This window comes from Polynucleobacter sp. AP-Nickl1-40-C4 (assembly GCF_035012665.1).
In the GTDB taxonomy this organism is placed as follows: Bacteria; Pseudomonadota; Gammaproteobacteria; order Burkholderiales; family Burkholderiaceae; genus Polynucleobacter.
Genome location: NZ_JAYGQR010000003.1, coordinates 164395 through 183812, shown reverse-complemented (window position 1 = coordinate 183812; position 19418 = coordinate 164395). Strand labels below are relative to the sequence as shown.

Annotated in this window: 20 protein-coding genes; 13 read left to right on the top strand and 7 right to left on the bottom strand. The window is 47.3% G+C overall.

The window, feature by feature from the left end:
* Positions 1–34: 34 nt before the first annotated feature.
* From rodA to VC182_RS05465, 5 genes are read right to left on the bottom strand one after another with little or no spacing between them, the layout of a single operon-like run.
* Positions 35–1186, bottom strand: coding sequence for a rod shape-determining protein RodA (gene rodA, locus VC182_RS05485; protein WP_072582597.1), 1152 nt, complete (start codon positions 1184–1186; stop codon positions 35–37).
* Positions 1168–3075 carry a penicillin-binding protein 2 gene (mrdA, locus tag VC182_RS05480; RefSeq protein WP_072582598.1) on the bottom strand — a complete coding sequence of 636 codons (1908 nt, stop codon included), beginning with the start codon at positions 3073–3075 and terminating at the stop codon, positions 1168–1170. Before mrdA ends, rodA begins: the two co-directional genes overlap by 19 nt.
* A gap of 8 nt (positions 3076–3083) precedes the next feature.
* Positions 3084–3608 carry a rod shape-determining protein MreD gene (gene mreD / locus VC182_RS05475; RefSeq protein ID WP_072582599.1) on the bottom strand — a complete coding sequence of 175 codons (525 nt, stop codon included), beginning with the start codon at positions 3606–3608 and terminating at the stop codon, positions 3084–3086.
* Positions 3605–4540, bottom strand: a complete 936-nt coding sequence (mreC, locus tag VC182_RS05470; RefSeq protein WP_072582600.1) for a rod shape-determining protein MreC — start codon at positions 4538–4540, stop codon at positions 3605–3607. The genes mreD and mreC overlap by 4 nt, the downstream gene beginning before the upstream one ends.
* A 24-nt stretch (positions 4541–4564) precedes the next feature.
* A complete protein-coding gene (locus VC182_RS05465) occupies positions 4565–5608 on the bottom strand; it encodes a rod shape-determining protein (RefSeq protein ID WP_068319852.1) in 1044 nt (347 codons plus the stop codon).
* Between the two features lie 59 nt (positions 5609–5667).
* On the opposite strand from VC182_RS05465, the gene gatC reads away from it, so the two are divergent.
* From gatC to VC182_RS05405, 12 genes are all read left to right on the top strand, one after another.
* Entirely contained in the window at positions 5668–5961 is a 294-nt protein-coding gene (gatC, locus tag VC182_RS05460) for an Asp-tRNA(Asn)/Glu-tRNA(Gln) amidotransferase subunit GatC (protein WP_215358758.1), read from the top strand.
* Positions 5958–7475, top strand: a complete 1518-nt coding sequence (gene gatA, locus VC182_RS05455) for an Asp-tRNA(Asn)/Glu-tRNA(Gln) amidotransferase subunit GatA (protein WP_323484739.1) — start codon at positions 5958–5960, stop codon at positions 7473–7475. Before gatC ends, gatA begins: the two co-directional genes overlap by 4 nt.
* On the top strand, positions 7472–8944 hold the full coding sequence (gene gatB / locus VC182_RS05450; RefSeq protein WP_323484738.1) for an Asp-tRNA(Asn)/Glu-tRNA(Gln) amidotransferase subunit GatB: 1473 nt from the start codon (positions 7472–7474) through the stop codon (positions 8942–8944). Before gatA ends, gatB begins: the two co-directional genes overlap by 4 nt.
* Before the next feature lie 27 nt (positions 8945–8971).
* The gene (locus tag VC182_RS05445; RefSeq protein WP_216120824.1) at positions 8972–9646 is read left to right on the top strand and encodes a DUF484 family protein; all 675 of its coding nucleotides are present in this window, start codon (positions 8972–8974) and stop codon (positions 9644–9646) included.
* On the top strand, positions 9627–10628 hold the full coding sequence (locus tag VC182_RS05440; RefSeq protein WP_323484737.1) for a tyrosine recombinase XerC: 1002 nt from the start codon (positions 9627–9629) through the stop codon (positions 10626–10628). Before VC182_RS05445 ends, VC182_RS05440 begins: the two co-directional genes overlap by 20 nt.
* Before the next feature lie 69 nt (positions 10629–10697).
* A complete protein-coding gene (locus tag VC182_RS05435; protein WP_216120828.1) occupies positions 10698–11768 on the top strand; it encodes a CobW family GTP-binding protein in 1071 nt (356 codons plus the stop codon).
* Between the two features lie 222 nt (positions 11769–11990).
* Complete coding sequence (dksA, locus tag VC182_RS05430) at positions 11991–12368, top strand: RNA polymerase-binding protein DksA (protein ID WP_072582887.1); 378 nt, start codon at positions 11991–11993, stop codon at positions 12366–12368.
* Between the two features lie 13 nt (positions 12369–12381).
* Positions 12382–13284: an acetylglutamate kinase gene (gene argB / locus VC182_RS05425; RefSeq protein ID WP_072582606.1), complete on the top strand. Its 903-nt coding sequence runs from the start codon at positions 12382–12384 to the stop codon at positions 13282–13284.
* A 10-nt stretch (positions 13285–13294) separates the two neighbouring features.
* The gene (gene slmA / locus VC182_RS05420) at positions 13295–13945 is read left to right on the top strand and encodes a nucleoid occlusion factor SlmA (RefSeq protein WP_323484736.1); all 651 of its coding nucleotides are present in this window, start codon (positions 13295–13297) and stop codon (positions 13943–13945) included.
* Positions 13942–15081, top strand: coding sequence for a homoserine O-succinyltransferase MetX (gene metX, locus VC182_RS05415; RefSeq protein ID WP_072582608.1), 1140 nt, complete (start codon positions 13942–13944; stop codon positions 15079–15081). Before slmA ends, metX begins: the two co-directional genes overlap by 4 nt.
* A complete protein-coding gene (metW, locus tag VC182_RS05410) occupies positions 15078–15671 on the top strand; it encodes a methionine biosynthesis protein MetW (RefSeq protein WP_072582609.1) in 594 nt (197 codons plus the stop codon). Before metX ends, metW begins: the two co-directional genes overlap by 4 nt.
* Entirely contained in the window at positions 15664–16995 is a 1332-nt protein-coding gene (locus tag VC182_RS05405; protein ID WP_216120830.1) for an AmpG family muropeptide MFS transporter, read from the top strand. Before metW ends, VC182_RS05405 begins: the two co-directional genes overlap by 8 nt.
* A gap of 40 nt (positions 16996–17035) precedes the next feature.
* Here the strand turns inward: VC182_RS05405 and VC182_RS05400 are convergent, their stop codons facing one another.
* A complete protein-coding gene (locus VC182_RS05400) occupies positions 17036–17818 on the bottom strand; it encodes an exodeoxyribonuclease III (protein ID WP_072582611.1) in 783 nt (260 codons plus the stop codon).
* 8 nt (positions 17819–17826) lie between these two features.
* Between VC182_RS05400 and pyrE the strand changes: the two genes are divergently transcribed.
* A complete protein-coding gene (gene pyrE / locus VC182_RS05395; RefSeq protein WP_323484735.1) occupies positions 17827–18495 on the top strand; it encodes an orotate phosphoribosyltransferase in 669 nt (222 codons plus the stop codon).
* Positions 18496–18507: 12 nt separating this feature from the next.
* On the opposite strand, the gene dapF is transcribed toward pyrE, so the two are convergent.
* Positions 18508–19362 (bottom strand): diaminopimelate epimerase, encoded by an 855-nt coding sequence (gene dapF / locus VC182_RS05390; protein ID WP_323484757.1) that lies wholly within the window; start codon positions 19360–19362, stop codon positions 18508–18510.
* Positions 19363–19418: the final 56 nt, after the last annotated feature.

Below are 19418 nucleotides of genomic sequence, written 5' to 3'. Positions count from 1 at the left end.
AATCTCAATCAATTCAATTCATCACTACGCTGAGTTAGCTTTGCACTAAACGACGGTGACGATGGATGCTCATTAATATTCCTGCGCCAAAGCCAAGTGTCACCAATGCAGTGCCACCATAACTAATAAATGGAAGCGGCACTCCAACTACCGGCAAGAGACCGCTCACCATACCAATGTTGACAAATGCATAGGTAAAGAAAATTAAAGTCACTGACGCACCTAAGAGGCGCGTAAATAAGTTTGGCCCGCTCGCCGAGATCGCTAAGCCTCTTTTAATGAGTGCGAAGAACAAGGCAATCAATACCAGGTTGCCTAATAAACCAAATTCCTCAGAAAAAACTGCAAAGACAAAGTCAGTATGTTTTTCTGGAATAAATTCTAGATGCGCTTGCGTTCCTTGGAACCAACCTTTGCCAAAGAATCCGCCAGAGCCAATAGCAATCATGGATTGAATGGTATGAAAGCCTTTACCGAGTGGGTCGCTAGTCGGATCTAGCAGAGTGCATATGCGATGCTTTTGATAGTCGTGCACAAATGGCCACACTACATCATTGGCACAAATAGTGCCACCAAAAATAATAATTAACAAAATGCCAATGGCGCCCAAGCCAACAAATGGCAGTATCCATTTCCACGGCAGGCCCGCCAAGATGATGACGTATAGTCCTGCTGCAAAAACGAGTAACGCAGTTCCCAGGTCTGGTTGGCGTGCGATTAAAAAAACGGGTATCGCTAAAATCACAGTAGCAACACCATAGTCCCAGGATTTTTGAATGCCTTCTCGCTTTTGAAAGTACCAAGCAAGCATCAGTGGCATCGCAATCTTCATGATCTCGGATGGCTGAATGACAACTCCAATATTGAGCCAGCGACGAGCACCCTTTTTAATGAGTCCGAATGCGGCTACTGCGATTAAGAGGGCAACCCCAAATCCATAAATCCAAACTGCACCCATCTCTAACCACTTTGGTGGAATTCGTGAAACGATCCACATCACTAAAAACGAGAGTGCGAGATTGCGCAATTCATCTGTAATTTGTACGGGAGTATTTTGACTTGCAGATAAAAAAGTAAAAAAGCCAACAGCCGCTAAGCCAAGCAGAATAAGGCCTAGCTGGCGGTCTAAACCAGCGAAGATGCTGGAGAAAAATCTTTTAACTTTGATTAAGGGGCTCTTTTCCATTCCGGAACCTCCTTGGGCCACTTGCCCTCAATGTAGTAGTCCAATGCTTGACGTGCAATCGGAGCGGCATACTGCGCGCCGAAGCCTGCGTTCTCTACAACCATCGCAATCACAATGGTTGGTTTATCCGCTGGAGCAAATGCGATATACAAGGCATGGTCGCGCAAAAATTCTGCTGTGGATCCATGTTTGTAATCTTTGGAGTTCAAACTAAATACCTGCGCAGTTCCGGTTTTTCCGCCCACTTGATATCCAGCTCCTTTAAATGCTGCGGCAGATGTGCCGGAGTTATTAACCTCGACCATGGCCTTCTTAATCACTTCAATATTCTCAGCATTGAGATCGATCCGATAACTTTCTTTTGGGGTTGTCAGCACTCTGTTGCGAGTAAATGGATCTTCAATGGCTTTGACTAAGTGCGGCTTCATCACAATACCGTTATTAGCTACGTTTGCCATGGCATGGGCTAATTGCAAGATTGTGAAAGCGTTGTAACCCTGTCCAATACCCAGGGAAATAGTTTCACCCTCGTACCACTTTTGCTGCTCAGGTTTTTTGAAAGTATTTTTCTTCCACTCGGTGGATGGCAAAACACCTCTTGCTTCGCCTTGTAAATCAATGCCAGTGATTTGACCAAAGCCCAATGGCTTCATAAAATCGGCAATCATGTTTACCCCCATGTCTCGAGCAAGCATGTAGTAATACGTGTCACAAGATTCAACAATCGACTTTTGCATATCGACAATTCCGTGACCACCTTTTTTATCGTCCCGGAAGGTGTGGTTGCCAAAGTCAAAGTAGCCAGGATCCGAAATTGTTTGTGATGGAGTACGCTTTTTATTTTCTAAAGCGGCTAATGCCATGAAAGGTTTGTAAGTAGATCCGGGTGGATAGATTCCTTTCAGTGGGCGGTTATAGAGCGGCTTCTGTGGAGAGTCATTCAACTCTTTCCAAGTCACCGAATCAATGCCTTCCACAAAATCATTCGGATTGAAGTTGGGCTTAGAGACAAAAGCCAATACATCACCTGTCGCTGGTTCAATGGCCACAAATGCACCGCGAAAATTTCCATATAGTTGCTCAACTAAATATTGGAGCTTGATATCAACGGAGAGAACTACATTTTTGCCGGGAACTGAAGGGGAGCTTGAAAGTGTACGCACCGGTTTGCCGCCCGCAGTAATTTCTACTTGATCGTAACCAGGCACGCCACGCAAAACATTTTCATAGCTTTGCTCTAAACCAATCTTGCCTACGTACTGAATGCCACGCAAAAAAGAAGCCTGCAAAGCATCGGGATCATCGGCCTTGGCGCCCTCAATTTCAGTCTGCATGCGCTCTTTGTCACGTTGCGAAACGCGGCCAATATAGCCAATCAGGTGGGAGGCTAATTCGTTGTATGGATACTCCCGAAAGCTTCTAGCCCGGATTTCTACCCCAGGAAAGCGATAGCGATTGGCCATAAACCGGGCGGTTTCGGTCTCGTTGAGCATGGAGCGCAGAGGGAAAGTGCCCATATTTCGAGAATCCTCCAGGGAGCGCTTGAAATTGCGACGATCCCGAGGCGAAATAGCAACGATTTCAGAAAGATCGTTGATGAGCTGATCTACGTTCCCTTTGACTTCTTCAGCATTCACATCCAAGGTAAGGGCAGAATAATTTCGACCAATAACGATGCCATTGCGATCAATAATGAGCCCACGATTTGCTGGCGCTGGAACCAAGGCAATGCGATTGCTTTCAGCCAGAAGTGCGTATTTTCCGTGGCTTACAAGTTGTAGCCATACAAGACGGGTGATGAGTAGTAAAAAGCAAAACGTGACAAATAGAGTCGCAATATGAATACGCTCTTGAAAGGAGTCGAGATCCGGTTTTTTAAAAGAAACCATGCCGCTTCTTAAAGGGGTCGATTGTGATCAACATCTATAGGGCGACGTTGCGGCGCAAGCAGGATGCGGGTGGCTAGCGGCCAAAGCATTGCTTCAATCAAAGCCTGGATCGCACCTGTTAAAGCCCACCAATAGAGTTCACCGCTGAGCAGCCAGTGCGCCAGCACAGGAAATAGCGATACCAATAAGAAGATGGGGAGTAGGTGCAGGGCTTGGGAAAGAACGGTCAGAGCCACAATGCGCCTGTGCCATGAGATAGCAAGGTAGGCGACCAGAGAGTAACTAAAGGCGTGCAATCCTAATAAATCGGAATTATGTACATCCATCATCAAGCCCAAAATGAAGGCCGTGATGACACTGACATAGCGATGCTGATGAATATTCCAAAAAACAATACACAGGATTAACCAATCTGGCACCCAACCGTAATTACCAATGGGTAATAGGTTTAATAGCAGCGCACAAAATAGGCTGAAATAAATAAAGACCGGATTTACCGGGCGCAGAATATAGCCGCTCTGGAAATCGATCATTGCATGCCTCGCGCGCGAGTTTGGCGTCTGCCCGGCGTATTGCTGAGCGGCGCACCAGAAGTGGATTTGTTATTCACAGTTGCCGCTTTGGCATCAAGTTGCGGATCGTACAACAGTGCAAGCGCTTGACGATAGCGATTTACTGCCGCAACGGGAACACAAAAGACGTTAGAAGAGTTCTTATCAACATTGCGCTCTATTTTGCTAATCACTGCTACTGCAAACCCTGGAGGGTAAACGCCATCGATCCCCGAGGTCAGCAAAATATCGCCAACTTCCAAATCACTGGCTACCGGTAAATAGCGAAGTTCCAGTGGGTTGCCGCGCCCTGCGCCGAATACGGCTGCACGAAGGCCGTTGCGGGCCACTTGGACTGGAACGGCAAAATCACGGTCCTCCAACAGGGAAACCTCAGCAGAGCGCTCATAGAGACGGACCACTTGGCCCAAAATCCCGGAATCATTGGCAATCGGGTTGCCAAGCTTTAGACCATCATTACTGCCGCGATTGATTACGATGCGTTGTGAAATTGGATTGGGTGGGTTAAACAGAATTTCTACCGGCAATGTTTTGAATGGAACCTGTTTTTGCAAAGTCATGAGCTCGCGCAGGTTTTGGTTTTCCACCATCAAAAATTCAGATTGATTTGCCAGCAAAGAAAGCTCTGCCTGACGTACTTTCATTACTTGATTTTCTTGATCAAGAGTCGATCTGGTTGTGAAATACTCAGACGTTGCTTCAAAGGCATTGCGCGGCGCCATCATGACATATTCAAGTGGGCGCAAAATCCAATTGATGTTGTTGCGAATGGGGTCGAGTGCTTTGAAACGAAAATCGATCAGCATCAGAGCGATGCTGATCGACAGACAGACAATCAGTTTAAGTAAGGCCGGAATGCCCTGTCTGAAAAGTGGTGGAGCGCTATGTTGCAATTCCCTGGTCGACGTGTAGGTCGCTTACTCGTGCGAGAACACTCCGCCTAACTTATCCATGCGCTCGAGTGCGATACCGCAACCACGAGCCACGCAAGTTAAGGGATCTTCTGCCACATGAATTGGCAAACCAGTTTCTTCAAGCAAGAGGCGATCGAGGTCGCGCAATAAGGCTCCCCCGCCAGTAAGCATCATGCCGCGTTCAGCAATATCGGACGCTAACTCAGGTGGGATCTGCTCGAGAGCTGCTTTTACCGCAGTCACGATTTGATTCAACGGATCAGTCAACGCTTCAAGAATTTCGTTGCTAGTAACGGTGAAGCTACGTGGAATACCTTCAGAAAGATTGCGACCCTTTACTTCCATCTCGCGCACTTCAGCGCCAGGGAAAGCTGAGCCAATCGTTTTTTTAATCAGCTCAGCAGTTTGTTCACCAATCAACATCCCGTAGTTACGACGAATGTAATTGGTAATCGCTTCATCAAACTTATCGCCACCAACACGAACAGAGCCTTTGTAAACCATGCCACCTAATGACATGACGCCAACTTCAGTTGTACCGCCGCCGATGTCGACAACCATCGAACCCGCAGCTTCTGAGACAGGCAAGCCAGAACCAATTGCAGCTGCCATTGGTTCTTCAATCAGAAATACTTGTGATGCACCAGCGCCTAATGCAGATTCGCGAATCGCACGACGTTCAACTTGGGTAGATCCGCAAGGAACGCAAATGATGATGCGTGGACTTGGCTTTAATAATTTGCTTTCATGCACAAGTTTGATAAATTGCTTGAGCATTTGTTCGGTGATGGTGAAGTCAGCGATAACGCCATCCTTCATTGGGCGAATGGCCTCAATATTCCCTGGAACACGACCCAACATCGCTTTTGCCTCTTTGCCGACGGCCAAAATGGTCTTTTTGCCGTTTGGCCCACCTTCTTGGCGAATTGCCACAACAGAAGGTTCATCGAGGACAATACCCCGCTCACGCATATAAATTAAGGTGTTAGCGGTTCCTAGGTCGATGGCTAGGTCATTGGAAAAGTAGCTGCGGAAAAAACCAAACATGATGTAGTGGGAAAATAGAAAGTGTTAATGAAAATATATAGGAATGATACTCTCGTCCCATGAAACTTGATGATGTCCAGCGCATTGCGCACCTATCTAGGCTTGAGTTAAACCAGGCAGAAGCCGAGGCAGTTTTGCCTCAATTGCAGGCCATTTTTTCCTTGGTTGAGGAAATGCAAGCCGTTGATACAAGTGGTCTTGAGCCTTTGGCTCACCCAATCCTCTTTTTGCGTGATTTGGCCCAACCCATGCGTGTTGACCAGGTTACTGAATCAGACCATCGTGCCGAAAACATGCAATCAGCCCCTGCTCAGCACGACGGCTATTTCTTGGTGCCAAAGGTGATCGAATGAGTTGGCACAACACCCCTATCGCTTTGATGGCAAAAGCACTGGCTGCAAAAGAGGTTTCCAGCAAGGAGTTAACCCAGTACTTTTTGGATCGTATTGAGGCTGGAATGCAGTGGAATGCATACCTTGATGTGAATGCTCACTTAAGCTTAGAGCAAGCAAATAAAGCAGACCAGCTTATTTCATCTGGAAAAGCTGGTAAGTTGACGGGTATCCCCGTTGCCCACAAAGATGTCTTTGTAACGCGTGGCTGGAAGTCCACTGCGGCTTCCAAAATCTTGGCTGGATATCAAAGTCCTTTTGATGCCACGGTGGTTGCCAATCTGGGAATCCCAGACGAAGGCAATCCCCATGGCGCTGGAATGGTTTGTTTGGGTAAAACCAATATGGACGAGTTCGCGATGGGCTCGTCTAATGAGAACTCTGCCTATGGCCCTGTTTTAAACCCATGGAATTCTGCCCACGTAGCTGGTGGTTCATCTGGCGGCTCGGCTGCAGCTGTTGCGGCTGGTTTGGCTCCAATTGCGACTGGCACAGATACGGGCGGCTCCATTCGTCAGCCAGCAGCATTTTGTGGATTAACCGGTATTAAGCCCAGTTATGGGCGCGTGTCGCGCTACGGCATGATTGCTTACGCTTCCTCGCTAGATCAAGCTGGGCCAATGGGCAAAACTGCAGAAGATTGCGCCTTGTTGCTGTCTGCAATGTCTTCGCATGATCCGCGTGACTCTACCTCCTTGGCTGATTCTGGTGAAGATTACGGTCGTTATCTCAATCAACATTGGAAGGAAGGTAATACCAATCCCGCAAAACCATTGGAAGGTTTGCGTGTTGGTTTGCCAAAAGAATTCTTTGCTGAAGGTTTGGCAAGCGATGTAGCGAAATCCGTTAATGAAGCAGCCAAGCTTTTAGAAAATTTAGGCGCTACATTGATTGATGTGAGTCTGCCAAAAACCAAGCTCTCTATTCCGGTGTATTACGTTTTAGCGCCGGCAGAAGCATCGAGTAATTTGAGTCGCTTTGATGGCGTGCGTTATGGGTTTCGTGCCAATGAGTATCGCGATCTCAATGATATGTATGCCAAGTCACGTACCGAAGGTTTTGGTGCCGAAGTTAAACGCCGCATCATGATTGGAACGTATGTTCTTTGTCATGGTTACTATGATGCTTATTACCTGCAGGCACAAAAAATTCGTCGCATTATTGCGGCAGACTTTCAGGCTGCATTCAATCAGTGCGATGTCATCCTGGGGCCTGTAGCCCCTGATGTGGCTTGGCGTTTGGGCGAGAAATCTAAAGATCCCGTGCAAATGTATCTAGAAGATATTTATACGCTTTCTACAAACTTGGCAGGTTTACCGGCGATGAGTGTCCCATGTGGATTTAATGGAAATAGTTTGCCTATTGGCATGCAACTCATTGGCAATTATTTTTCTGAAGCACGCTTGTTGCAAGTGGCGCATCAATATCAGCAAGCCAGCGATTGGCATTTGCGTCCAGCAAGCGAGGTGGCATGATGCAATGGGAAGTCGTCATTGGTCTAGAGACCCACGCTCAGCTACAAACTCAATCCAAGATTTTTAGCGGTGCAAGTACACGCTTTGGTGCAGCCCCAAACACGCAAGCATGCGCAGTGGATTTAGCGCTACCTGGTGTTTTGCCGGTGCTTAATCGTCAGGCTGTTGAACATGCGATTCGTTTTGGTTTGGCAGTGAATGCGAAGATTTCGCCAGCAAGTATCTTTGCCCGCAAAAATTATTTTTATCCTGATCTACCTAAGGGCTATCAAATCAGTCAGATGGAGATCCCGGTGGTTGTTGGGGGTCATCTGGAGATCTTGGTCGGGGATGAAATAAAAGTAGTTGAATTGACTCGCGCCCATATGGAGGAGGATGCTGGTAAATCCGTCCATGAAGAGGGCTTTACAGGTCCTCATGGCGAACCTTCTAGCGGGATTGATCTGAACCGCGCAGGTACACCACTCCTCGAGATCGTGACTGAGCCAGTCATGCGCAGCGCTGCTGAAGCCGTTGCTTATGCCAAGGCTTTGCATGGCTTGGTGGTATGGCTTGGGGTTTGTGACGGCAATATGCAAGAAGGCTCTTTCCGTTGTGATGCGAACGTCTCTGTGCGTCCCAAAGGCCAGACTGAATTTGGTACCCGTTGCGAAATTAAAAACTTGAACTCCTTCCGCTTTTTGGAAGAAGCCATTCAATATGAAGTGCGTCGCCAAATCGAGCTGATTGAAGATGGCGGTACCGTTGTTCAAGAAACCCGACTTTACGATCCTGATCGTGGTGAAACCCGCAGTATGCGCAGTAAAGAAGATGCTAACGACTATCGCTACTTCCCCGATCCTGACTTATTGCCCGTTGTGATTGATGATGCATGGATTGCAGATGTTCGCAGCAAGATGCCTGCATTGCCTGCGCAATTACGTGAGCAGTGGCAAACCGAGTTTGGTTTAAGTGCTTACGATGCGCAGTTGCTCACGCAAGATCGTGATACCGCAAAAGTATTTGAAGAGCTATTAGTAATCGTAGGTAAGCCATTGGCAAAAGCCGCGGCCAATTTAATTGCTGGTGAATTTGCTTCCTCTTTAAATCGTGCAGGTATTGCTACTGCTGACGCGCCATTAAAAGCGGAGCATTTAGCGCCATTACTAACGCGTGTAGCTGACAGCACAATTTCTAACAAGATCGCTAAAGATATCTTTGCCATTCTTTGGGAAGAGGCTATCGCAGGTAAAGCTATCAGTACCGTTGATCAAGTCATTGAAGCCAAAGGGCTGAAACAAATTAGTGATAGTGGTGCTATTGAGGCCATCATCGATCAGGTATTGGCGGCCAACCAGAAATCGGTTGAAGAGTTCCGCTCGGGCAAAGAGAAGGCGTTTAACGCTCTCGTTGGCCAGATCATGAAAGCCTCGCAAGGCAAGGCAAACCCTGGTCAGGTAAACGAACTCTTGCGTAAAAAGCTTGGTTAATCAAAGAACATATTTAGAAAGAAATACATGAGCGCAATCGATCCAAAGCAAGCCGAACAAGAAGAATTGGTTGCAGAGTGGTTACGTGTAACCCCAGGCTTCTTTGAGCGTTACGCTGATCTCTTTAATGAGATTCGGATTAAGCATCCACATGAGGATCGTGCGATCTCTTTGCAAGAGCGTCAGATGACGGTATTGCGTACACAAAATCAAGAGCTCAATCGTCGCTTAAGTGAGATGTTGCACTTTGGAAGTCGTAATGACAAAACCCAACAAAGTTTGGTTGCTTGGTTATTGCGTTTGATGAAGGCCAACAATAAATCTGATGTGGAGTCTGCAATTACCTTAGGTCTAGCCGAAGTATTCGAAGTGGAGTCTGCACAATTACTGTCGCCTAACTCTGCTTTTAGCCCTTGGATAGATACCCCGTTATGCGGCTCTGCTAAGGAGTTGGCAGCAGCTAGCGTAGATTTGTTAGCAAGCCAGACAAGCATTAATCCTGAATGGCAAAGCATGGTGGCCATTGGGTTGCCATTAGGCAAAAGTATTGGTGCCACTCAATCGCCCGCGGTGTTGCTGTTAGCCAGTAAGGATGAATCCCGCTTTACGGCGGATATGGGCGCTTTCTATTTGCGTCAAATTGCCGAATTAACTGCTGCAGCTTTGGATCGCATCCAGGCTTATGAAATTAAAGTCGACTGAACTACATCCTCTCATGCAAGAGTATTTGTATGAGTTACATGTGTTGCGTCAACTTTCGCCGCATACGCTTAAAGCGTACGGCATGGACCTGAGTGACCTGCAAAACTTTGCTCTTGAAGACAGTATTGAGTTGTTAAGAGTGAGTAACGGCCATGTACGTCGTTGGGCCGGCCGCTTACATTCCAAAGGTAAATCTTCAAGAAGTATTGCGAGAGCCCTTTCAGCATGGCGAGGATGGTATGACTGGCTTACTGAAAAAGATACCAGGCGCGATGCCCGTGCCGGCAAGGTAACCAGCAATTTAATTGCCAATCCGGTTGACGACGTCAAGGCGCCCAAGCGTCTGAAGTCTTTACCCAAGGCATTATCCGTCGAGCAGGCGCTTTCCTTGGTAAACCAAGCACTCAAAGAGGCCGAAGAAAAAAAGGATTTGGAATCCATCCGCGATGCTGCCATTATTGATTTGCTATATTCCTCTGGCTTGCGCCTTTCAGAGCTCTTGGGGATTGATGTCATGCAAAGCAAAGATCGCCAACAGGAATCTGCTGGCTGGTTCGATTGGGATGCTGCTGAAGTAACGGTTTTAGGTAAGGGCGGCAAACGACGCTCTGTTCCAGTTGGAGCCCCTGCCATGAAATCACTTGCTGCGTGGCGAGAGCTGCGCGATGCTGGAACTTATCCAGAAGAATCCATCGCCTTGTTTTTGTCGGCAAGAGGTAAGCGCTTATCGCCGCGTACGGTGCAAGCAAGATTGCGTACTTTAGCTATGCGTGCTGGTTTACCCACCCATGTGCACCCTCATATGATGCGCCATAGCTTTGCAAGCCACGTGCTGCAATCCTCACAAGATTTAAGAGCGGTGCAGGAGATGCTGGGGCACGCCAGCATTGCTAGTACCCAGATTTATACGTCTTTAGATTTTCAGCACCTAGCTCAGGCATACGATAAAGCGCATCCCCGCGCAAAGGCTGGCAAAGGCTGAGGAACTCGGTAAGATAGAAGGTTTCCCGCTTTGGGAATTGTTGGCTTTTAGATTTTGATTGGATCATCCATGGCATTAATTCCAGTAACGATTTTGACGGGCTTCTTGGGAAGCGGCAAAACTACTTTGCTTAAACACATCCTGACTGAAGAGCATGGCAAAAAAATTGCCGTCATTGAGAATGAGTTCGGTGAAGAGAATATTGATAACGACATCTTGGTGCAAGATAACCAAGAGAACATTGTGCAAATGAGCAATGGCTGCATTTGCTGCACCATTCGTGGCGATCTCGTGGATGCTTTAAATGAGCTTTGGGAGCAGCGTAAAGATAAGAAGATTAGCTTTGATCGCGTTGTCATTGAAACTACAGGTGTTGCTAATCCTGGCCCCGTCGCTCAGACATTCTTTATGGATGATGATGTAGCAGATCATTATGTTTTAGATGCTGTAGTGACTCTGGTGGATGCCAAGCACGGTCAGCAACAACTCAATGAGCACGAAGAGGCTCAGCGCCAAGTTGGCTTTGCCGACCAAATCTTTATTACTAAGACCGATTTAGTGACGCCTGCTGATGTAGATGCCTTACGCAATCGCTTAATGCATATGAATCCAAGGGCGCCTATTACAGGCATTTCTAAGGGTGTGGTGCCCTTGAATGCTGTCTTAGACCTCAAGGGCTTCAATCTCAATGCCAAGCTGGATATTGACCCTCATTTCTTGGAGCAGGACGACCATGACCATGCGGATTGTGGTCACGACCATAGTCACGATCATGATCATAGTACCTGTGGCCATGATCATAGTCACGACCACCAGCACCAACACCATGGCCATGCTGGCCATACTGATCGTATCCAATCCTTTGTTTTTCGTAGTGATAAACCCTTTAATCACAAAAAGTTGGAAGACTTCCTGGGGGGCATTTTGGAGGTCTTTGGAGAGAAGATGTTGCGCTATAAAGGCGTGCTCTACGTGAAGGGAAGCAGCCGAAAAGTAGTGTTCCAGGGCGTTCACCAGATGATGGGCAGTGATTTAGCTGGCCCATGGGGCACAGAACCCAAGCAAACCCGTATGGTCTTCATAGGCATCGATTTGCCCAAGGACACCCTATTGGCAGGGCTTGAGGGCTGTTTGGCCTAGCAAGATTCGGGTACAATCCGCCGCCACGGCCCATATTGATGAATATTAATAAAAGGGCCGTAAAAGTTTGGCAGAATGAGGCAATAATGCTTCAAACCAGGAAAGAATGAAATGACGGTAAAAACAGCAACAAAACCAGCAACCGCTGCAAAAGCTAGTAGCAAGGCTGCAAGCGCTAAGGTTGCAAAAGGTGCTCCATTAACTGAGGCAGAGTTGCTCAAGATGTCCGACAAGGACTACATGAGTGCTGCGCAGTTAGATTTTTTCCGTCAAAAACTGCTCACTCTTAAAAACGACATTTTAAAGAATGCCTCTGAGACAACAGAGCATCTGCGTGAAAATATTTTGGTTCCTGATCCTGCCGATCGTGCAACGATTGAAGAGGAGCACGCATTGGAATTGCGCACGCGTGACCGTGAGCGCAAGCTGCTCAAAAAAGTAGAACAAGCATTGGCGCGCATTGAATCTGGCGACTATGGATGGTGCGAAGAAACTGGTGAGCCAATCGGCTTGAACCGTTTAATTGCAAGGCCTACAGCCAATTTATCTCTTGAGGCTCAAGAGCGTCGTGAACTCCGTCAAAAATTATTTGGCGAATAAATTTTAAGTAGCGATGACTAAGCATTTACCAACTATTAGTGATATCTCTCCTTTATTAAAGGCGGAGATTCTTGCTGAGGCTTTGCCTTATATCCGCGCGTATCACGGCAAGACTATTGTGATTAAGTACGGCGGAAACGCGATGGTGGAAGAGCGCCTCAAAGAAAGTTTTGCGCGCGACGTTATCTTGTTAAAACTGGTCGGCATGAACCCAGTAGTGGTTCATGGCGGAGGCCCACAAATTGATGAGGCCTTAAAGAAGATTGGTAAGACCGGCACTTTTATTCAAGGTATGCGCGTAACCGATGAAGAAACCATGGAAGTAGTGGAGTGGGTTCTAGGTGGCGAGGTGCAGCAGGATATTGTGATGTTGATCAACCACTTTGGTGGCCAGGCTGTTGGCTTGACAGGTAAAGACGGCGGCTTGATTCATGCTAAAAAAATGATGATTCCGAGTGACACGGAGCCAGGCAAAAAAATAGATATCGGTTTTGTTGGTGAAATTGAAGCAATTAATCCTGCTGTTGTTAAGGCTCTGCAAGATGACGCGTTTATTCCGGTGATTTCTCCTATTGGCTTTAGTGCAGAAGGCCAGGCTTACAACATTAACGCTGACTTGGTGGCTGGCAAGATGGCTGAAATTCTTCACGCAGAGAAGTTGGTCATGATGACTAACATTCCGGGCGTGATGGATAAAGACGGTAAGTTACTGACAGATTTAACTGCGCGAGAAATTGATGCACTCTTTGCTGATGGCACTATTTCTGGTGGCATGTTGCCGAAGATTTCTTCTGCATTAGATGCGGCTAAGAGCGGCGTGAATTCAGTGCACATCATTGATGGCCGCATTGAGCATTCTTTATTGTTAGAAATTCTGACCGAGCAAGCGTTTGGTACGATGATCCGCTCTAGATAAGTAGATAAACATGCGCGAGTCCTTAGAGCCAGCAAACATCAACGACAGAAACGCTGACGCTGGTGTAGCTCGTAAGCGCCCTCGCCCAGGCGAACGCCGCTTACAGATTCTGCAAGTGCTTGCTGAGATGTTACAAAACCCGAAGGGTGAGCGTGTCACTACGGCGGCTTTAGCAGCCAAGATTGAAGTATCAGAAGCGGCTCTATATCGTCACTTCGCCAGCAAGGCGCAAATGTTCGAGGGCCTAATTTCTTTTATTGAGCAAACTGTTTTTGGATTGATTAATCAAATTAATCAAAAAGAAGAATCCGGCCTTGCTCAGGCGCGCGGTATCTTGCAAATGCTTTTATTCTTTGCTGAAAAGAATCCTGGCATGACTCGTGTTTTATTGGGTGATGCTTTATTGCAAGAAGATGATCGTCTTCAAGAGCGCATTACTCAAGTGCTCGATCGTGTCGAGGCATCTCTTAAGCAAGCTTTACGTATCGCCCAAACCCAAGGTGGCAATTGGGCGCAGCTGGGTCAGGAAGAGGTCAGCATCCGTGCGGCCATGTTGATGAGTTTTATTTTGGGTCGTTGGCATCGCTTTGCCCGTAGCGGATTTAAGAAACTGCCAACTGAAGCCTCTGATGTTAGTCTGCGCCTTCTCCTGTCAGAATGAGCGAGCTACACCTCTCTAGAAATACTATTCATTTTGCCGAGCCCCTGCCTTTGCAGAGTGGCGCCATCTTGTCTGGCTATGATTTGGTAATTGAAACTTATGGCAAGCTCAACGCCGATAAAAGTAATGCCGTTCTCGTTTGTCATGCGCTCAATGCATCTCACCACGTAGCGGGACCAAGTCCAGATAATCCAGAAGATATTGGTTGGTGGGACAACATGATTGGCCCGGGCAAGCCAGTGGATACCAATCATTTTTTTGTCATAGGCGTTAATAATTTAGGTTCTTGTTTTGGTTCTACTGGGCCAATGAGCATCAATCCTGCTACCGGCAAGCCATATGGCGCAGATTTTCCGGTGGTCACGGTTGAGGATTGGGTGAATACTCAGGCCCGCCTGGCTGATAAATTGGGTATTCGTAAGTTTGCTGCAGTGATGGGCGGAAGCTTGGGCGGCATGCAGGCTATGGCTTGGGCCATTCAGTTTCCTAAGCGCATAGATCACTGCGTGGTGGTGGCATCTACCCCAAGGCTGAGCGCACAAAACATTGCTTTCAATGAAGTGGCGCGTAATGCCATTCTATCTGACCCTGATTTTCATGGTGGTAACTATTACGAGCATGGCGTTGTACCAAAACGCGGTTTACGTTTGGCGCGCATGGTTGGTCACATCACCTATTTGTCTGATGATGACATGGCAGAAAAATTTGGACGAGAATTGCAGCGCCCTAATGGCGAGTCAAATGACTACCGCTTCAGCTTTGATGTTGAGTTTGAGGTTGAAAGTTACTTACGCCATCAAGGTGATAAGTTTTCAACCTACTTTGACGCCAATACTTATTTATTGATTACGCGCGCACTAGATTATTTTGATCCTGCACGTCGTTACGATGGCAGTCTGAATCGCGCCCTAGCGGAAGTACAAGCCAAGTTTTTGGTTGTCAGCTTTTCAACCGACTGGCGCTTCCCACCGGATCGTAGTCGCGAGATTGTGCAATCTTTGCTGAGCAATAAGAGTGAAGTGACCTATGCTGAGATCGATGCGCCACATGGGCATGATGCTTTCCTGTTGGATGACGAGCGTTATCACAACCTGGTCCGCGCTTACTTTAAGCAAATGCGTGAGGTTCAAGCATGAGCAATTTTAATAAGCGTGCCGACTTTGCTGCCATAGCTAATTGGATTGCACCCAATACTCAAGTCTTGGATCTCGGTTGTGGCGATGGTAGTTTCTTGGAGTTTTTACAGAAACAAAAACCGGTTCACGCTTATGGCGTTGAGATTGATGATTCACGCGTACTCTCTTGCGTGCAAAAGGGTTTGAATGTCATTCAGCAGGATTTAGAGGGCGGCTTAGCGCTCTTTGAAGATGGTAGTTTTGACACAGTTGTGCTGTCACAAACTCTGCAAACTATTCATCAAACTGAAAAGATTTTGCGTGAGGTAGTGCGGGTAGGTAAGGAGTCGGTGATCTCCTTCCCAAACTTCGGACATTGGTCTCATCGATTGGCTGTTGGTCTTGGCCGCATGCCAGTTTCTAAGAGCTTGCCTTACCAGTGGTACAACACGCCTAACGTACGCGTACTCACGGTTGCTGACTTTGAGAAGTTAGCCTCAAGCCTTGGCCTGAAGGTAATCGATCAATGCATCTTGCATGAGGGTCGCCAGGTGACTTTGATGCCAAATTTATTTGGTAGCCTCGCTTTATTCCGCATTCGTCGTGCCTAACAAGCAACTCCATGTAGTGAAGTCCTGGCTTCAAGACTTTCGGGTTTATCTCGAATGGCCTTGTTTGCGCATGTTGTTCTTGGGCTTCTCCGCAGGACTTCCTCTATTACTTATTCTAGGAACACTGAGCTTTTGGCTGCGTGAAGCCGGCATTGATCGCAGCACCATTGGTTACTTAACTTGGGTTGGTTTGATCTATGCTTTTAAGTGGGTTTGGGCTCCGCTTGTGGATCGCCTACAAATCCCACTCTTAACTCAATTATTTGGTCGCCGTCGCAGCTGGTTACTCTTTGCGCAAGCACTCATTATTTTGGGCCTAGTCGGTATGTCGACTTTAGATCCCAAGCTGGCACTCAATTCCATTGTTTGGTGTGCGCTCTTGGTGGCTTTTGGATCTGCCACTCAAGATATCGCATTAGATGCTTTTCGTATCGAGTCAGCTAATAGTGACCATCAAGCAGCCCTTGCTGCTACTTATCAAACTGGATATCGTCTTGCCCTAATTTGGGCTGGCGCCGGCGTGCTTTGGCTTGCTGCTCGGGCTGAAACAGGCAGCGGCTACGACGCCAGCGCATGGCAGTTTGCTTATCTTTGTATGGCAGCTTCTATCGGGGTGGGAGTGATTACAACGCTCTTGAGTAAAGAGCCAGCAAGATACGAATTAGCCAAAGTACGCACTGCTAAGGCCTGGCTTTATCAAACCTTGGTTGAGCCATTTGCAGAATTTATTACGCGCTATCGCTGGCATGCCATTTTGATTTTGTCTTTAATTGCCATCTACCGTATTAGTGATGTCGTGATGGGCATCATGGCCAATCCGTTTTATGTTGATATGGGTTACACCAAAGATGAAGTTGCAGCCGTCAGTAAAGTATTCGGTGTGGTGATGACCTTGGTCGGCGCTTTTGTAGGCGGTGTGCTCACATTGCGTTTTGGCGTGCTGCGAATTCTATTTGTGGGTGCAGTTCTCTCGGCGGTCAGCAATGTATTGTTTGCTTGGCTGGCCACTCAAGGACATGATTTACATGGTTTGATTTGGGTCATCTCTGCAGATAATTTAAGTTCTGGTATCGCTAGTGCAGCCTTTATAGCTTTCTTGTCATCACTTACTAATATCCGTTACTCAGCTACCCAGTACGCCCTGTTTAGTTCGATGATGCTGCTCTTGCCCAAATGGTTGGCGGGCTTCTCCGGAGTGTTTGTTGATAACTTTGGGTACCAAGCATTCTTCTACGGCACTGCCATTATTGGCGCCCCAGTCCTACTTCTTATTTGGGCAACGATTCATTTCAAGATCGTGCAGACCAAAAAAGAGGGGGAGTAAAAGCGGAGTAATGGGGAAAGTAAATTCTCCCCGTTACTTGTTAAATCTTCCAGTCGTAATCCACGGTAAGTGGTGCATGGTCTGAGAATTTCTCGTCCTTGTACACCGCAGTTTTCTTGGCTGTAGCAGCAATACCAGGGGTGGTGATGTGATAGTCAATTCGCCAGCCAACATTCTTAGCATAGGCTTGGCCTCGATTACTCCACCAGGTGTAGCAAGTTTCTGTTGCCTCTGGTTCAAGATGTCGATAGACGTCTACGTAACCTACTTTGCTAAAGAGATTGGTAAGCCACGCGCGCTCCTCAGGTAAGAAGCCAGAATTTTTGAGATTCCCTTTCCAGTTCTTCAGGTCAATTTCTTGATGGGCAATATTGACATCGCCGCATAGGACGATTTCGCGACCAGATTTTTTTAGGGAAACGAGATGTGGCAGAAAGCTGTCGAGGTAGCGATATTTAGCTTCTTGACGCTCCTCAGAGCTTGAGCCTGAGGGCATATAAACAGAGATCACTGATAAACCTTTAAAACGGGCTTCAACATAGCGCCCTTCAGCATCAAACTCTTCATTGCCATAGCCGTACAAGACCTCATCTGGCTTATGGGGCGTATAAATACCGCAACCGCTGTAGCCCTTTTTCTCCGCATGATGGAAGTAGCCATGCATGCCGTCGGGATTCAGAATGGCGTCCTCTAGATCATCGCGCTGAGCCTTAAGCTCCTGCATACAAATGAAATCAGCCTTTTGCTTCACAGCCCATGGCAGAAAGCCTTTTTTGACTGCGGAACGGATACCGTTGAGGTTCGCGGAAATGATGCGTAACATGTAGGCCTATGAGCTCAAATAATTCAAATCAAGATAACTTTATTCGTTTTGCCTTAGAGGCAAAGGTTTTGTCCTTCGGGGAGTTTAAAACCAAAGCGGGAAGACTCTCACCTTATTTCTTTAACGCTGGTGAATTTAATGATGGAGCTCGTCTAAGCGCATTGGGTCGTTATTACGCCAAAGCTTTGCAAGAATCGGGTATTCAGTTCGATATGCTTTATGGACCGGCATATAAGGGAATCACACTTGCAGCGGCAACAGCCATTGCACTGGCAGATGATGGGATTAACGTTCCATATGCTTACAACCGCAAAGAAGCTAAAGATCATGGGGAAGGTGGCATGCTGGTTGGTGCGCCTGTAAAAGGCAAAGTGGTCATCATTGATGATGTGATTTCTGCTGGCACTTCAGTTAGGGAATCCGTAGATCTCATTCGCAAAGCGGGAGGACAGCCTGCAGCGGTATTGATCGCTTTGGATCGTATGGAGCGCTCAGGTAATGCTGTTGAAATTGGAGACAAGTCTGCAGTACAGGCCGTAGAACAAGAGTTTGGTTTGCCAGTTGTCGCGATTGCTAACTTAGCCGGCTTAATGTCTTTCCTAACCTCTTCTAGTGATGCTCAGCTTACTCATTACTTGCCTGCAGTAAAAGCCTATCGCGATCTATATGGAATCTAAAAGCAGCTACTTTTAGATTGTTGTTTCACCTTCAAAGACAGTAACGGCAGGCCCGGTCATGATGACGGGCTGAGCAACACCATCAATTACCCCGCCCCAAGCAATCTGCAAATCTCCACCGCGGGTATGTACTTTTACTGGCGAGTCTAGCAAGCCTCTGCGAATCCCTGAAACCACGGCTGCACAAGCGCCGGTACCGCAGGCCAAGGTTTCTCCAGCGCCCCGTTCAAAGACGCGAAGTTTGATTTCATTGCGATTAAGCGCCTGCAGGTAACCCACATTTACTTTTTTAGGAAACGCAGCAAACTTTTCAATTTCAGGACCCTCTTCTAAAACGGGTGCGCTATCGACATCACCAACTACTTGGACGGCATGTGGATTCCCCATTGAGAGGACGCCCACCAAACTATCGTGAGTAGCTGGGTAATTCAAAGGGAGTGCATAGAGGGTTTCTTGAAATTCTTGAACGCTTGCCAAACCAGTCGCATTAAATGGAATATGGCTGTGTTCAAAAATTGGCGCACCCATATCCACCTCCACCTGGCCATCCGGATGGGAGTTGAGAGTCAGAACGGTGTGTGCCACTTCGACGCGCAAAGGATTCTTGTTAGATAGGCCCTGGTCTTGCACAAATCGTACAAAGCAGCGCGAGCCATTACCGCATTGTTCAACTTCACCGCCATCCGAATTAAAAATGCGGTACCGAAAATCAGCATCAGGGCGCATGGCTTTTTCAACTAGGAGAATTTGATCGGCGCCAATGCCAAATTGACGATGGGCTAAGGCTTGCCATTGCTCCTTGGAGATACCGCTTAAGTCTTGGTCGATACCATTGAGCACAATGAAATCATTGCCGGCACCATGCATTTTGGTGAAGCGAAGCTTGCGTACTGGATTGTTGGTATTGGTGCTCAAAATAATTC

Bases quoted from the DNA above. Each gene is read 5' to 3' on its own strand.
- rodA (WP_072582597.1), bottom strand. From the start codon at position 1,186: ATGGAAAAGAGCCCCTTAATCAAAGTTAAAAGATTTTTCTCCAGCATC.
- mrdA (WP_072582598.1), bottom strand. From the start codon at position 3,075: ATGGTTTCTTTTAAAAAACCGGATCTCGACTCCTTTCAAGAGCGTATT.
- mreD (WP_072582599.1), bottom strand. From the start codon at position 3,608: ATGATCGATTTCCAGAGCGGCTATATTCTGCGCCCGGTAAATCCGGTC.
- VC182_RS05465 (WP_068319852.1), bottom strand. From the start codon at position 5,608: ATGTTTGGTTTTTTCCGCAGCTACTTTTCCAATGACCTAGCCATCGAC.
- gatC (WP_215358758.1), top strand. From the start codon at position 5,668: ATGAAACTTGATGATGTCCAGCGCATTGCGCACCTATCTAGGCTTGAG.
- gatA (WP_323484739.1), top strand. From the start codon at position 5,958: ATGAGTTGGCACAACACCCCTATCGCTTTGATGGCAAAAGCACTGGCT.
- gatB (WP_323484738.1), top strand. From the start codon at position 7,472: ATGATGCAATGGGAAGTCGTCATTGGTCTAGAGACCCACGCTCAGCTA.
- VC182_RS05445 (WP_216120824.1), top strand. From the start codon at position 8,972: ATGAGCGCAATCGATCCAAAGCAAGCCGAACAAGAAGAATTGGTTGCA.
- VC182_RS05440 (WP_323484737.1), top strand. From the start codon at position 9,627: ATGAAATTAAAGTCGACTGAACTACATCCTCTCATGCAAGAGTATTTG.
- VC182_RS05435 (WP_216120828.1), top strand. From the start codon at position 10,698: ATGGCATTAATTCCAGTAACGATTTTGACGGGCTTCTTGGGAAGCGGC.
- dksA (WP_072582887.1), top strand. From the start codon at position 11,991: ATGTCCGACAAGGACTACATGAGTGCTGCGCAGTTAGATTTTTTCCGT.
- argB (WP_072582606.1), top strand. From the start codon at position 12,382: ATGACTAAGCATTTACCAACTATTAGTGATATCTCTCCTTTATTAAAG.
- slmA (WP_323484736.1), top strand. From the start codon at position 13,295: ATGCGCGAGTCCTTAGAGCCAGCAAACATCAACGACAGAAACGCTGAC.
- metX (WP_072582608.1), top strand. From the start codon at position 13,942: ATGAGCGAGCTACACCTCTCTAGAAATACTATTCATTTTGCCGAGCCC.
- metW (WP_072582609.1), top strand. From the start codon at position 15,078: ATGAGCAATTTTAATAAGCGTGCCGACTTTGCTGCCATAGCTAATTGG.
- VC182_RS05400 (WP_072582611.1), bottom strand. From the start codon at position 17,818: ATGTTACGCATCATTTCCGCGAACCTCAACGGTATCCGTTCCGCAGTC.
- pyrE (WP_323484735.1), top strand. From the start codon at position 17,827: ATGAGCTCAAATAATTCAAATCAAGATAACTTTATTCGTTTTGCCTTA.
- dapF (WP_323484757.1), bottom strand. From the start codon at position 19,362: ATGCATGGTGCCGGCAATGATTTCATTGTGCTCAATGGTATCGACCAA.